This window comes from Kitasatospora setae KM-6054 (genome assembly GCF_000269985.1).
GTDB lineage: Bacteria > Actinomycetota > Actinomycetes > Streptomycetales > Streptomycetaceae > Kitasatospora > Kitasatospora setae.
In genome coordinates this window covers 353,027-366,193 of the sequence record NC_016109.1, presented here as the reverse complement: position 1 = coordinate 366,193, position 13,167 = coordinate 353,027, and the positions used below count along the sequence as shown (strand labels likewise).

Genomic DNA, 13,167 nt, shown 5'->3' with positions numbered 1-13,167 from the left:
CCGACCGGCGCGCTCGGGCTGGGCCGGACGGCACTGAGTGTGCATAATCGGGGGTACTGAGTGCCACAGTGAGGAGATTTGCCATGAGCCAGGACTTCGACCTCTACCGGCTGGGTGAGGAGCACGAGATGCTCCGGGAGTCGGTGCGTTCGCTGGCGGAGGCGAAGATCGCCCCGTTCGCGGCGGTGGTGGACGAGGAGGGGCGTTTTCCGGCGGAGGCGTTGGAGGCGTTGCTGGCGGCGGATCTGCACGCGGTGCACGTGCCGGAGGAGTACGGGGGCGCGGGGGCGGACGCGTTGGCGACGGTGCTGGTGATCGAGGAGGTGGCGCGGGTGTGCGCGTCGTCGTCGTTGATCCCGGCGGTGAACAAGCTGGGGTCGCTGCCGGTGCAGTTGGCGGGTTCGGAGGCGTTGAAGGCGAAGTACCTGGGGGCGTTGGCGCGGGGTGAGGGGATGTTCTCGTACTGCCTGTCGGAGCCGGAGGCGGGTTCGGACGCGGCGGGGATGCGGACGCGGGCGGTGCGGGACGGGGATTTCTGGGTGTTGGACGGGGTGAAGCGCTGGATCACGAACGCGGGGGTGTCGGAGTTCTACACGGTGATGGCGGTGACGGATCCGTCGGCGCGGTCGCGGGGGATCTCGGCGTTCGTGGTGGAGAAGGGGGACGCGGGGGTGTCGTTCGGGGCGCCGGAGCGGAAGTTGGGGATCAAGGGGTCGCCGACGCGTGAGGTGTACTTCGACGGGGTGCGGATCCCGGCGGACCGGATGATCGGGGAGGAGGGGACGGGGTTCGCGACGGCGATGCGGACGCTGGACCACACCCGGGTGACGATCGCGGCGCAGGCGCTGGGGATCGCGCAGGGGGCGTTGGACTACGCGAAGGGGTACGTGCGGGAGCGCCGGCAGTTCGGGAAGGCGATCGCGGACTTCCAGGGGGTGCAGTTCATGCTGGCGGACATGGCGATGAAGCTGGAGGCGGCGCGGCAGTTGACGTACGCGGCGGCGGCGCGGTCGCAGCGGGGGGACGGTGACCTGACGTTCTTCGGGGCGGCGGCGAAGTGCTTCGCGTCGGACGTGGCGATGGAGGTGACGGTGGACGCGGTGCAGTTGCTGGGCGGGTACGGGTACACCCGGGACTACCCGGTGGAGCGGATGATGCGGGACGCGAAGATCACCCAGATCTACGAGGGCACCAACCAGGTCCAGCGGATCGTGATGTCCCGCAACCTCCCCTAGCGGAGCGGCCATTCGCCGGGGGCGTGGAGAGAGGGCGCGAGCCGCTCCCCACGCCCCCGGCGGCGTTCCCGGGGGCGTCGGCGGGCACGTGCTCGGGCACGTGCTTCCGGTCACACGCGGGGCGGGTGGGGCGTCCGGGGCTGCCGCGAACTCCCGGGCAGTGGCCGGTAGTTGGCTGAAAACAGCTGGTCGGAGCGGGCGGTTCGGGCGGGTTCGGGCGGCCCGGGGTGTCGACCCGGTGTGGCGGGGGATCTAAGGTATGCCTTAGCTTACTGGGCGGCCGCCGGGGAACACCCCGGGCGGCCGCCCGTACCGGTCCACCCCCTCGTCCCTGGAGTGAGCATGCCCGCCCGCCGTACGTCCGCCGCCGCGTTCCTCGTCCTCGCCGTGGCGGGTGCCGCGCTGGTGGGGTGCTCGAAGAAGGACGACGGGGGCAAGGGCTCGGCGGACGGTGCCGCCGGCTCGGTGCAGGTCACCGCGACGGACAGCAAGTGCGACCTGTCGAAGACCTCGTTCCCGGCCGGGCACGTCGAGCTGGCGGTGGCCAACAAGGGCAGCAAGGTCACCGAGCTGTACGTCTACGCCGACGGCGACAAGATCGTCACCGAGCGGGAGAACATCGGCCCCGGCACCAAGGTGACCATCAACGCCGAGATCAAGGCCGGCACCTACGAGGTGGCCTGCAAGCCGGGCATGACCGGTGACGGCATCCGGCAGAAGATCACCGTCACGGCCGGCTCCTCGGCCCCGGCGAAGGCGGACGACCGGCTGACCCGGGCGGTCGCCGACTACCGCACGTACGCCCAGGAGCAGGCCGACGCGACCATCCCGGTGGTCGAGCAGTTCGCCGCCGCGGTCACCGCCGGGGACGTGGAGAAGGCCAAGTCGCTGTTCGCCGCGTCGCGGGTGGGCTGGGAGCGCACCGAGCCGGTGGCGGAGAGCTTCGGTGACGTCGACCCGAAGACCGACACCCGCGAGGACGCGCTGGGGGAGGGCCAGAGCTGGACCGGCTGGCACCGGATCGAGAAGTCGCTCTGGGTCGACGGGAAGATCGGCGACGAGGAGAAGGCCCTCGCCGCCCAGCTGGTCACCGACCTGAAGGACTGGCAGAAGCGGATCCCCGAGGCCGAGATCACCCCGACCGGCATGGCCAACGGCGCCAAGGAACTGCTGGACGAGGTCTCCAAGAACAAGATCACCGGTGAGGAGGACCGCTACAGCCACACCGACCTCTCGGACTTCGCCGCCAACGTCGAGGGCGCCCGGCAGGCCTACGAGCTGCTGAAGCCGGTCGCCGCCGAGAACGAGCCCGGGCTCTCCAAGACCCTGGACGCCGAGTTCGAGAAGATCACCGGGCTGCTCGGCAAGTACCGCGCCGCCGACGGCACCTACACCTCGTACGACAAGGTCACCGAGGACGAGCGCAAGACCTTCTCGGACGCGGTCAACTCGCTCGGCGAGCCGCTCTCCAAGCTGGCCGCCGCGGTCGTCGTCAAGTAGCCGTCCCGGGGTCGCCGAACGGCGGCCGCCGACTCGCCGCAGGTCAAGGGCGGGTCAAGCGGGGCAGGTCGGGCGAGGGGTCAGGTAAGGGCAGCGTAAGCTAAGTCCTCGTCAGGGTGCCGTCGCGGCCGCGGCGGCACCCGGTTCCGGGCTCGACACGCCCGACAGGTCCGACAGGTCCGACACGTCCGAGAGGGAACGCCAGAGATGGACGCCGAGAACGAGCAGCAGGCGGCCCCCGCCGAGAGCGGTGGGCGGGAGCGGCAGGCCGGGCTCAGCCGACGGGCCGTCATAGGCTGGGCGGGCGCCGGCGTCGCGCTCGGCGCGGCCGCGGTCGGCACGGTGGCCGCCGCGACCATGTCGAGCGAGGACGACGGCGCCGCGCCGCAGCCGTCGCCCGAGATCCCGTTCTACGGGGAGAACCAGTCGGGCATCTCCACCCCCGTCCAGGACCGGCTGCACTTCGCCGCGTTCGACGTGATCACCGACGACCGGGACGCCCTGGTCAGGATGCTCAAGGAGTGGACCAAGGCCGCCGCGTCGATCACCGGCGGTCGCGAGGTCGGCGGCGGCGCCGTCGGCGTCGTGCCCGAGTCGCCGCCGGACGACACCGGCGAGGCGCTCGGCCTGCCCGCCTCCCGGCTGACGCTGACGATCGGCTTCGGGCGGACCCTGTTCGACAAGGACGGCGTGGACCGGTTCGGGCTGAAGGCGAAGCTGCCGGAGGCGCTGGTCGACCTGCCCAAGTTCAAGGGCGACCGGCTGGAGGCCGGCCGCAGCGGCGGCGACCTGTGCATCCAGGCGTGCGCCGACGACCCGCAGGTCGCCGTGCACGCGATCCGCAACCTGGCGAGGATCGGCATGGGCGTGGTCAACGTCCGCTGGTCGCAGCTCGGCTTCGGCAAGACCTCCTCCACCACGCCGGACAGCCAGACCCCGCGCAACCTGATGGGCTTCAAGGACGGCACCCACAACATCGCCGGGACGGACGCCGACGCGCTGGCGAAGCACGTCTGGGTCGCCCCCGGCGACGGCGCCGACTGGATGACCGGCGGCTCCTACCTGGTCGCCCGCCGGATCCGGATGACCATCGAGACCTGGGACCGCGCCTCGCTCAAGGACCAGGAGGACACCTTCGGCCGCACCAAGATCGAGGGCGCCCCCTACGGCGGGCAGAAGGAGCGCGACGCCCCCGACCTGGCGGCGATGCCGGCCGACTCGCACGTCCGCCTCGCCCACCCCGACAGCAACGGCGGCCTGATGATCCTGCGCCGCGGCTACTCCTTCACCGACGGCTCCGACGGCCTCGGCCGCCTGGACGCGGGCCTGTTCTTCCTGGCCTACCAGCGCGACACCCGCAAGGCGTTCGTCCCGCTGCAGACCAAGCTCGCGGCCAACGACAAGCTGAACGAGTACATCACCCACGTCGGCTCCGCCCACTTCGCCTGCCCGCCCGGTGTCCGCAAGCCCGGCGAGTGGTGGGGCCAGTCCCTCTTCGGCTGACCCCCGCCACCCACCCCCCTCTCACCCGAGGAAGGAGAACCGCCGTGTTCGCCAACTACCTGATCGGCCTGCGCGAGGGCCTCGAAGCCAGCCTCGTGGTCTGCATCCTGATCGCCTACCTGGTCAAGACCGGCCACCGGGACCGGCTCGGCCCGGTCTGGATCGGTGTCGGATCCGCCGTCGCGCTCGCGATGGCCTTCGGCGCGGTCCTCCAGTTCGGCTCCAGCCAGCTGTCCTTCGAGGCCCAGGAAGCCCTCGGCGGCAGCCTGTCGATCATCGCGGTCGGCCTGGTCACCTGGATGGTCTTCTGGATGCGCCGCACCGCCCGCCACCTCAAGAGCGAACTCCAGGGCAAGCTGGACGCCGCGCTCGCCATGGGCACCGGCGCCCTCGTCGCCACCGCGTTCCTCGCCGTCGGCCGCGAGGGCCTGGAGACCTCCCTGTTCATCTGGACCGCCGTCCAGTCCACCGGCGACGGCTGGAACCCGCTGGCCGGCGCCACCCTCGGCCTGCTCACCTCGGTCGTCCTGGGCTGGCTGTTCTACCGCGGCGCCCTCAAGATCAACCTCGCCAAGTTCTTCACCTGGACCGGCGGCATGCTCGTCGTCGTCGCCGCCGGCGTCCTCGCCTACGGCGTCCACGACCTCCAGGAAGCCGGCTGGATCCCCGGCCTGGGCGTCCACGCCTTCGACATCTCCTCCACCATCCCGGTCGACAGCTGGTACGGGACGCTGCTGAAGGGCGTCTTCAACTTCCAGCCCGACCCGACGAAGGTCCAGGTCTGGGTCTGGGCGCTCTACCTCGCCCCGACGCTGTACTTCTTCTTCCGGCCCGCGAAGTCGGCGGGCGCCCCGCCGAAGCGGGTGCCGGAGGCCAAGGCCGTCTGAGGACGGCCGGAGGAACGACCGCACGGGGAGCAGCGACCGCCCGGGCACCGCGAGAACCGCGGTGCCCGGGCGGTTCCGTTTCTCCGGGCGGTTCCGTCTTCCGGGCGGTTCCGTTCCCGGGGGGACGCCGCTCTCCGGGGCCCGGCCGGGGGCGTCAGGCGCTGGGCCAGTCGCGGAGCGCCTGGGCGGCGATCCGGTGCAGGCGGTCGGGCGGGGTGCCCTCGGTGGCCTGGACGGCGAGGCCGTAGGTGAGGGTGGTGAGGTAGTCGGCGAGCGCGGCCGGGTCGGTGTCCGGCGGGAACTCGCCCGCCAGCCGGGCCCGTTCGAAGCGGGCCCGGAGCGCCTCGCGGCGGTCCGCGCGCCGGGCCGCGCTCTCCGCGCGCACGGCCTCGGCGCCCGCGCCGGTGGCGAGCGCCCCGTGCACCAGCAGGCAGCCGGGGCCCTCCTCGCGGGTGACCACCTCGACGGTGGCGCGCAGCAGGTGCTCGGCGACGGCCCGGGCGGTGGGCTGGGCGAGGGCCTCGTGGGTGCGCCGGGCCGGGCCGGTCCGGTAGCGGTCGAGGCACTGGCGGAACAGCGACTCCTTGTTGCCGTACGCCGCGTACAGGCTGGGCCGGTTGATGCCCATCGCGGCGGTGAGGTCGGAGAGCGCGGTGCCCTCGTAGCCGTGCCGCCAGAAGACCCGCATGGCGCGGTCGAGTCCGTCGTCGAGGTCGAACGTGCGCGGACGGCCCGTCATGTCGTCCTGCCTTCCCGGGGTCAGGCCGGTGGGTGGGAGTGCTCCGGCGGATTCTGTACCGACCGATATGGTAACTTCCTCGATGTGTACCGAGCGGTACAGATCTCGAAGGGGAACCCGACATGACGCAGACGCAGGAACTGACCCGGACGTCCGCCGCCACCTTCGCGCCCGACGTGCTGGCCGGCCGCACCGCCCTGGTCACCGGTGGCTCGCGCGGCATCGGCGCCGCCACCGCGCTCGCCCTGGCGGCCGCCGGGGCGGACGTCGCGCTCAGCCACAGCGGCTCGGCGCCGCGCGCCGAGGAGGTCGTCCGGCAGATCGAGGCGCTCGGGCGGCGGGCCGCCGCGTACAAGGCCGACCAGGGCGACGCCGCGGAGGTCGAGGCGCTGGTGGCCGCCGTCGCGGCGGACTTCGGGAGGCTCGACATCCTGGTCAACAACGCGGGCGTGCTGGCCGGCGGCCTGGTCGACGGGGAGGCGGACCCGCGGGCGCTGGAGCGCCAGTACGCGATCAACGTGTCCGGCGTGACCGCCGCGATCCGGGCCGCCGCGCCCCGGCTCCCGGCCGGCGGACGGATCATCACCATCGGCTCCAACCTGGCCGCCCGCCCCGGCCTGCCCGGCCTCGCCGACTACTCCGCGACCAAGGCCGCCGTCACCGCGTACAGCCGCGGCGCCGCCGCCGAGCTCGCCGGGCGCGGCATCACCGTCAACGTCGTGCAGCCCGGTTCCACCGCCACCGAGATGAACGACGAGAGCGGCCCGCACTCCGACGCCCAGCGCGCCGCCAACGCGCTGGGCCGCTACGGCCGCCCCGAGGAGATCGCCGCCGCCGTGGTCTTCCTCGCCACCCCCGCCGCCGCGTTCGTCACCGGCAGCGTGTTCGCCGTCGACGGCGGCTACTTCGCCTGACGGGCGGCCCGGCGGCCGGGACCGCCCCCCTTCGTTCGAACGAGGAAGGGGAAGCGCGCGGGACGGGTGACCGGCGGTGGCCCGACGGGCGCGAGGGGTTCCGGGCTGGGCCGGCGGGGCCCTCGCGGGGGCCCGCTCCGGTTCACGGGTGGGCCGGGCGGCGGGCCAGGGTGTGGACCAGGCGGGCCGTCCCGCGGTACGGGTCGCGCGACGAGGCGGCCCACTCCAGTTCCAGGGCGGCCTGGTACTCGGCCGGGTCCGGCCGCCAGTCGTCCCGGTGGTCGTGGAAGACGCGCACGCCCTGCCAGGCGAGCGGGACCAGGCCGCCGGCCGCGGCCCAGGCGTCCAGCCGGGCCGGGTCGTCGCCCCGGGTGCCGAGCCCGAGGTTGCCCACGCTCTCGCCCGCGCCGGCCTCGATCAGCTCGCGGGCCCGCCGGTAGTCGCCGCGCAGTGCCTCGCGGACGCCGGTGGCCCCCCGGTTCCTGGTCAGGACGCTCAGCACGCCGCCGGGCGCGACCAGGCCGGCCAGCCGGAGGACCGCCGCCGCCGAATCGTCCAGGTGCATCAGGACGCCGTGGCAGCAGACCGCGTCGAACACGCCAAGGTCCGCGGGCAGGCTCGCGAGGTCCGCCTGCCGGAGGCGGACCCGGTCGGCGTGGTCGGAGCGCACGCCGAGGCCCGCGGCGAGGCGCTCGGCGGCGGCGGCGAGCATGTCGGCGGACGGGTCGACCCCGGTGACCCGGTGGCCCGCGCGGGCCAGCCGGAGCGTCATCTCGCCGTCGCCGCAGCCGACGTCCAGCACGCGGGCCGGAGCCCCGGGCAGCTCGGCCAGCAGCCGGCGGGCGACGAGGTCGTGCCGCAGCCGGCCGCGTGCGGAGGCGTTGTGGCGGGCGCAGGAGGCTCCCGCCGCGCCGAAGTCCGTGTTCGGTGATGCCATGTCCGGGGATCTCCTTCTCCGGGCCGGCCGGTGCGGCGTCCTGCGGTCCGCTGTCCGGGGCGGGTCGCCGACCGCGGTGCGGGCCGGGGGCGGTCGGGGAGTTCCGGCCGTGGCGGCCGCCCCGAGGGGCTCGACCGTACCGGGCGCGCGGGAGCCGACGCAGGGTCACATGTGACATGTTACGAATGTTTTAACCGGGGGCCCCGGTGGAGGCCGTGCCGCGCGGGCGATGAGTTCCGGGCCTCCGGACGGTCAGTACGGGCATGGAGACCCTGGAACTCGACCTGTCCCCCGGAGCGGAGGCGCGGCTCGACGCGCTGCTCGCCGGGCGGGCCGGCCACCCCGTCCGCGTCGCGCTGCTGGTGGGGGAGGTGGCCGGGCCCGGGCCCGGGGAGCTGCGGCGGGTCGGGGGGTTGGCGGTGCTGGTGCGGCGGGCGGGCCACCAGGTGGTGCTGCGCGGCGCGGGGGAGCGCTGGCGGCTGCTGCTGGAGCTGACCGGACTGGCGCAGGCGCTGCCGCTGGAGTGAGCGCGGCGGTGGGGGAGCGGATCAGGCGCGGGGCTCGGCGGGCAGCCGGGCTGGGAGGCCCCAGAGCGGGAAGAGCCGGTCGACGTCCATGTGGTTGGTCATGGTGGCGATCCGGCCGTCGACGATCTCCAACTGGGTGATGCCCCAGGGCGTCCAGCCGTCGCCGTCCTCGGCCGGGCGGTACTGGGCGAACGCCGGGGTGCCGTTGGCCTCGACCGGGACCAGGCGGGAGCCCGCGCAGCCGCAGCCCGCGCCCTGCCACCACTCGCCGAGCTCGACCACGCCCCGCACCCACATCTGGAACGGCGGCATGTTCAGCACCGCGTCCTCGTGCAGGAGGCGCTTCAGGGCCTCGATGTCGAAGGCTTCGAAAGCCTGCACGTACCGGGCCAGGAGGGAGCGCTGCGTCTCGTCCAGCGGATCGAAGACGTCACCGGCCGGGCGCTCGGCGGACATCGTCGCCCGGGCGCGCTGCAGGGCGCTGTTCACCGACGCCACCGTGGTCTCCAGCAGCTCCGCGGTCTCCGCCGCGGACCAGGCCAGCACCTCGCGCAGGATCAGCACCGCGCGCTGCCGGGCGGGCAGCTTCTGCAGGGCGGAGACGAACGCCAGCCGGATCGACTCCCGGCCGACCGCGACCTCCGCCGGATCGCCCGAGAGCACCCGGGAGTCCGGCACCGGGCCGACCCAGACGTTCTCCTCCGACTGCGCCAAGTCCGGTGCGCCGGCCGGGCAGGGCGAGGTCAGGTCCATCGGACGGGCCCGGCGCTGGGGGGCGGGCGCCATGTCCAGGCAGACGTTGGTGGCGATCCGGTACAGCCACGTCCGCAGCGCGGCCCGGCCCTCGAACCCGTCGAACTTCGACCAGGCGCGGACCAGCGTCTCCTGCACCGCGTCCTCCGCCTCGAAGGCGGAACCCAGCATCCGGTAGCAGTACGCCGTCAGCTCGCGCCGGAACGGCTCCAGCCGCTCCGCCACCCCGTCACGATCCATGATCATTGGCACGCTGCCCAGCCTACTGCGCGCCACCGACAGCCCGACCGCTCAGGGGGTGTGGTCGTCGGGGTGGAGGGCGATGTGGTCGGCGGCGAGGTCGGCGGCGACGCGGTGGCGCATGCCGAGGGCGGCCAGGAAGGCGGCGGGGAGCTGGACCCGGCCGGTGCGGTCGAGCATGACGTACTCGCGTTCGTGGACGGTCTCGGTGCCGTGCTCGTCGGTGTGGGTGCGGCGGATCACCTCGGTGCTGGTGCGGCCGTCGCGGATGGCGACGGTGCGGCGGACCTCGCCGGCCACCATGGGGTCGTGGGTGACGATGACGATGGTGGTCGCGAGCTCCCGGTTGACGGTGCGGAAGGCGTCGAAGATGGCGGCGGCGGTGTCGGAGTCGAGCTCGCCGGTGGGTTCGTCGGCGAGCAGGACGGCGGGGTCGTTGGCGAGGGCGACGGCGATCGCGACGCGCTGCTGCTGGCCGCCGGAGAGCTGGGCCGGGCGGCGGTGGGCGAGGTCGGTGATCCCGAGGGTCTCCAGGAGCTCGTCGACGCGGGACCGGTGGCGCCTGGCCGCGCGGTGGCCGGTGGCGAGCTGGAGCGGCAGGGCGATGTTCTGGGCGGCGGTCAGGAAGGGCAGCAGGTTGCGGGCGGTCTGCTGCCAGATGAAGCCGACGGTGTCCCGCCGGTAGTGGAGGCGCTGCTTCGCCGTCATGGTGAGCAGGTCGTGGCCGTCGACGGTGGCGGTGCCGGCGGTGGGGGCGTCGAGCCCGGCCAGGATGTTGAGGAGGGTGGACTTGCCGCTGCCGGAGGCGCCGACGAGGGCGATCAGGTCGCCCCGGTCGACGGTGAGGTCGAGGCCCTGGAGGGCCTGGACCTCGATGCCGTCGGTGCTGAAGATCCGGACGAGCCGTTCGCAGGTGATGGCGTGGTCGCCGTCGGCGGCGCGGGGCGCGGCGGCGGCGAGCGCGCGGCGGCGCAGCTCGTCCAGGCTGGGCTGCGGGCCGGGCTGCGGGCTGTCCTGGGGGGTGGGGTGCGGGCCGGGCTGCGGGGTGTTCATCAGGGGGTTGCCTCCGGGAGTCTGTATCACTGAGTGTCTCCCGCGCGGAGTTCGGTGGTGATCTGGCGGCGGGCGGTGACGGCGGCCTCGGCGACGACGGCGAGCGCGGCCAGCAGAGCGAGCAGGACCGCCTGCCGGGCGATCGGGGCGGCGAGGAGGTGGAGGCCGGTGGGGACGCCCGCGCCGACCAGGGGGGAGAGGTCGAGGGCGGGGCCCAGCAGCAGGACGCAGCCGACCGCGGTGAGGGCCCCGCCGAGCGCGGCGACCAGGGACTGCGGGAGGACCTCGGCCAGGATCAGGGCCAGGCCCTGCCGGGGCCGCAGGCCCATGGTGCGCAGCCGGGCCAGCGTCGCGGCGCGCTCCGGACCGGCCCGGAGCAGCGTCAGCAGCACGGCGAGCAGCGCGAACAGGGCCGTCGCGCCGACCGCCAGCCAGAACAGCCGGACGGCCGAAGCCTGCAGCGGGTCGTGGCCGAGCAGCGCGACCTCCTCGGCGGTGGTCCGCACCAGGTGTCCGGGCCGGCTGCCGGCGGCGGGCGGGCCGAGCAGTTCGACGGCCAGCGCGCGCAGCCGGGCGTCGTCCGGGCTGCCGTCGGCCAGCCACCTGGTCGGGCCGCCTATCCGCGGCAGCAGGTCGGCGGCCGCGCCGAGCGGCAGCAGGACGGTCTGCCCGGCCGTCCCGGTCAGCGCGGGCGTGCCGTCCACCGTCCCGGCGGTGCGGATCCGGACCGCGTCGCCGGCCTGCAGCCGCAGCTCGAACTCGCCCTCCGGCAGGTCGCCGCTGACCAGGGCCGGAAGCCGGCCGTCGCCCCCGCCCGCGCCGGTGCCTGCGCCCGGGCCGCCGGTCAGCAGCGCCGGGTCGAACCGCCCCCGGCCGGCCGCGTCGGCGAGCCGCGCGTACCCGACGGGGTCGGCGATCACCACGTTGACCCGGACGGAGGCGCCCGCGCCGAGCGACATCGTCACGTCGTCCACGATCCAGACCGGCAGCGAGCCGGTCACCCCGGGCAGTTGGCCGGCCCGGGTGACGAAGGCGTCCGGCAGCGTGCTGTTCAGGCTCGCGCTGACCACCGCGTCGCCGCCCAGGTTGTGCCGGGCCACGGTGGTCCGGTCGGCCGCGACCGAGGCCAGCACCGTCGCGCCCACCGCGCCGCAGGCCACCGCCAGCACCAGGGCCAGCAGCGGCAGCACCGAGGGCCGCGAGCGCGGACCGCCGCCGCCCCGGGCGGCCCGGGCCAGGCCCAGGAAGCCCACCGCGCCGGACCGCCGGGCCGCCCGGCGGGCCAGCAGCCCGATCAGCACCGGCTGCGCGCGGGCCAGCAGCAGCGCGCCCGACAGCGACAGCAGCAGCGGCGCCGCGACCAGCAGCGGGTCCACGCCCGCGTCCAGCGGCGACACGCCGCGCCGGGCCAGCTGGACCGCGGCCGCCGCCGTGACGGCCAGCACCGCCAGCTCGGCCACCAGCCGGCGGCGCCCGCCGCGGGCCCGGTCCGGCGCGACGCGCAACAGCAGCGCCGCGCGCACCGGCAAGGCCAGCAGCGCGAGCAGCGCCACCGACCCGGCGGCGACGGCGGCCGGCTGCCAGCGCGGCGTCGGCAGCAGCACGAACGCCGCCAGCGCGCCCAGGCCGGCGGCCGGCAGCACCGTCGCCAGGCCCTCGCCCAGCAGCCGGCCGAACACCCCGCGCAGCCCCGCGCCGCGGGCCCGCAGCAGCCGCAGCTCGGGGGTCCGCCGCTCGACGGTCAGCGCCGCCGCCAGGCAGAGCACCACCGCGGCCACGCCCGCCGCGCCGGCCGGGCCGACCGCGGTGATCGCGTCGATCGAAGCCTGCCGCTGCCGGGCGCCGTCGATCGCGGTGCGCAGCGCGGAGGCGATCCGCACGTCCGACCGGCCGCTGCCGGTGGTCACCTGGACGGCTACCGGCCCCGAGGTGACCGCGGCCAGCGCGTACGAGGTCTGCTCCAGCCGGTCGGCGCGCAGCGCGTCCACCCGCACCGGCAGCCGCCAGTAGTCCTCGGCGCCGCTGCCCCAGGCGCCCAGCCGGGGCAGCTCCCCGGTACCGACCAGGCCCACCGCGTACCAGTACGGGTGCGGCGGGTCGGCCGGGCCGGAGGACGGCGAGATGTTCAGGCACGCCTTCAGCGCGCAGCCGATCTCGGCCCAGAACGGGTCGGCCGGGTCGGTGACCTCGTACAGGCCGGCCACCCGGAGCGGCATCGGCTTCAGCGGGTAGCCGCGGTCCAGCACCGAGCGGTCGCTGCGGAACACGTCGCCGACCTTGATCCCGAGCGTCCGGGCGGCCGCCGCGGACAGCGCGACCTCGGCGGGCTCCCCGGCCGCCCCGGCGCCGGCCGGCCACCGGCCCTCGGTGAACCGGACGCGCTCCCGCGCGCCGTGCTGGTACTGCAGGGCGACCTCGGGCGGGACGCCGTCCGGCTCGGTCAGGCCCTGCTGCGGCAGCGAGCGCGGCAGCTTGGCCCGGCGCCCGTACACCGGGCCGCTCGGATCGAGCGGGAGCACGGCGCCGACCACGCCGGTGAGCTGCTCCGAGGTCTCGTCCAGCCGCCCCGACGGGTCGTCGGTGACGGGCAGCCCGGAGGTCACCCCCACGCTGGTCGCCACCGGGCCCGACCCGCGCAGGAAGTCGCGCAGCGCGCCGTCCGCGCCCCGGTCCAGCGCCCGGGGCAGCGCCGCCGCCAGGAAGACCAGCGCCAGCGCCAGGACGGCGGTCAGCGCGGCGGCCGTCGGCGCGGTCCGCAGCCGGGTGCGGACCCAGGGGGCCGGGGTGCTCATCTCTCCTCCACGGAGCGGAGCCGGGGCCGGAGCCGGGGCGGGGTCAGGAACGGGGCCGGGGGCGGGGTCAGGAACGGGGGCCGGGAC

General features: G+C 75.1%; 11 protein-coding genes. 6 read left to right on the top strand and 5 right to left on the bottom strand.

The genetic code is table 11. The features are described from left to right. The first annotated feature begins 83 nt into the window (after positions 1–83). The 4 genes from KSE_RS01550 to efeU all read left to right on the top strand — a co-directional run bounded on the left by KSE_RS01550 (position 84) and on the right by efeU (position 5,125). A complete protein-coding gene (locus KSE_RS01550; protein ID WP_014133491.1) occupies positions 84–1,235 on the top strand; it encodes an acyl-CoA dehydrogenase family protein in 1,152 nt (383 codons plus the stop codon). Between the two features lie 342 nt (positions 1,236–1,577). Then, on the top strand, positions 1,578–2,735 hold the full coding sequence (gene efeO, locus KSE_RS01545) for an iron uptake system protein EfeO (RefSeq protein ID WP_014133490.1): 1,158 nt from the start codon (positions 1,578–1,580) through the stop codon (positions 2,733–2,735). Positions 2,736–2,942: 207 nt separating this feature from the next. Then, complete coding sequence (gene efeB, locus KSE_RS01540; RefSeq protein WP_014133489.1) at positions 2,943–4,238, top strand: iron uptake transporter deferrochelatase/peroxidase subunit; 1,296 nt, start codon at positions 2,943–2,945, stop codon at positions 4,236–4,238. A gap of 44 nt (positions 4,239–4,282) precedes the next feature. Beyond that, entirely contained in the window at positions 4,283–5,125 is an 843-nt protein-coding gene (gene efeU / locus KSE_RS01535) for an iron uptake transporter permease EfeU (RefSeq protein ID WP_014133488.1), read from the top strand. Positions 5,126–5,279: 154 nt separating this feature from the next. Here efeU and KSE_RS01530 read toward each other — a convergent pair whose 3' ends face one another. After that, positions 5,280–5,864 (bottom strand): TetR/AcrR family transcriptional regulator, encoded by a 585-nt coding sequence (locus KSE_RS01530; RefSeq protein WP_014133487.1) that lies wholly within the window; start codon positions 5,862–5,864, stop codon positions 5,280–5,282. Between the two features lie 122 nt (positions 5,865–5,986). Here KSE_RS01530 and KSE_RS01525 point away from each other — a divergent pair, with 122 nt between their 5' ends. Then, positions 5,987–6,778: an SDR family NAD(P)-dependent oxidoreductase gene (locus tag KSE_RS01525; RefSeq protein WP_014133486.1), complete on the top strand. Its 792-nt coding sequence runs from the start codon at positions 5,987–5,989 to the stop codon at positions 6,776–6,778. Positions 6,779–6,920: 142 nt separating this feature from the next. On the opposite strand, the gene KSE_RS01520 is transcribed toward KSE_RS01525, so the two are convergent. Then, positions 6,921–7,715 carry a class I SAM-dependent methyltransferase gene (locus KSE_RS01520; RefSeq protein ID WP_014133485.1) on the bottom strand — a complete coding sequence of 265 codons (795 nt, stop codon included), beginning with the start codon at positions 7,713–7,715 and terminating at the stop codon, positions 6,921–6,923. Positions 7,716–7,978: 263 nt separating this feature from the next. On the opposite strand from KSE_RS01520, the gene KSE_RS01515 reads away from it, so the two are divergent. Continuing rightward, positions 7,979–8,242, top strand: coding sequence for a hypothetical protein (locus KSE_RS01515; RefSeq protein ID WP_014133484.1), 264 nt, complete (start codon positions 7,979–7,981; stop codon positions 8,240–8,242). A 21-nt stretch (positions 8,243–8,263) separates the two neighbouring features. Here KSE_RS01515 and KSE_RS01510 read toward each other — a convergent pair whose 3' ends face one another. The 3 genes from KSE_RS01510 to KSE_RS01500 are packed head-to-tail and all read right to left on the bottom strand — an operon-like array spanning position 8,264 to position 13,080. Beyond that, positions 8,264–9,241, bottom strand: coding sequence for a sigma-70 family RNA polymerase sigma factor (locus KSE_RS01510; protein ID WP_051055083.1), 978 nt, complete (start codon positions 9,239–9,241; stop codon positions 8,264–8,266). 45 nt (positions 9,242–9,286) lie between these two features. Beyond that, on the bottom strand, positions 9,287–10,288 hold the full coding sequence (locus KSE_RS01505; protein WP_014133482.1) for an ABC transporter ATP-binding protein: 1,002 nt from the start codon (positions 10,286–10,288) through the stop codon (positions 9,287–9,289). A 26-nt stretch (positions 10,289–10,314) separates the two neighbouring features. Then, on the bottom strand, positions 10,315–13,080 hold the full coding sequence (locus KSE_RS01500; RefSeq protein WP_014133481.1) for a hypothetical protein: 2,766 nt from the start codon (positions 13,078–13,080) through the stop codon (positions 10,315–10,317). Between the last annotated feature and the right edge of the window lie 87 nt (positions 13,081–13,167).

Excerpts from the sequence above, each read along its gene's own strand:
- KSE_RS01550 (WP_014133491.1), top strand. The coding sequence starts at position 84 with ATGAGCCAGGACTTCGACCTCTACCGGCTGGGTGAGGAGCACGAGATG.
- efeO (WP_014133490.1), top strand. The coding sequence starts at position 1,578 with ATGCCCGCCCGCCGTACGTCCGCCGCCGCGTTCCTCGTCCTCGCCGTG.
- efeB (WP_014133489.1), top strand. The coding sequence starts at position 2,943 with ATGGACGCCGAGAACGAGCAGCAGGCGGCCCCCGCCGAGAGCGGTGGG.
- KSE_RS01530 (WP_014133487.1), bottom strand. The coding sequence starts at position 5,864 with ATGACGGGCCGTCCGCGCACGTTCGACCTCGACGACGGACTCGACCGC.
- KSE_RS01525 (WP_014133486.1), top strand. The coding sequence starts at position 5,987 with ATGACGCAGACGCAGGAACTGACCCGGACGTCCGCCGCCACCTTCGCG.
- KSE_RS01520 (WP_014133485.1), bottom strand. The coding sequence starts at position 7,715 with ATGGCATCACCGAACACGGACTTCGGCGCGGCGGGAGCCTCCTGCGCC.
- KSE_RS01515 (WP_014133484.1), top strand. The coding sequence starts at position 7,979 with ATGGAGACCCTGGAACTCGACCTGTCCCCCGGAGCGGAGGCGCGGCTC.
- KSE_RS01510 (WP_051055083.1), bottom strand. The coding sequence starts at position 9,241 with ATGATCATGGATCGTGACGGGGTGGCGGAGCGGCTGGAGCCGTTCCGG.
- KSE_RS01505 (WP_014133482.1), bottom strand. The coding sequence starts at position 10,288 with ATGAACACCCCGCAGCCCGGCCCGCACCCCACCCCCCAGGACAGCCCG.
- KSE_RS01500 (WP_014133481.1), bottom strand. The coding sequence starts at position 13,080 with ATGAGCACCCCGGCCCCCTGGGTCCGCACCCGGCTGCGGACCGCGCCG.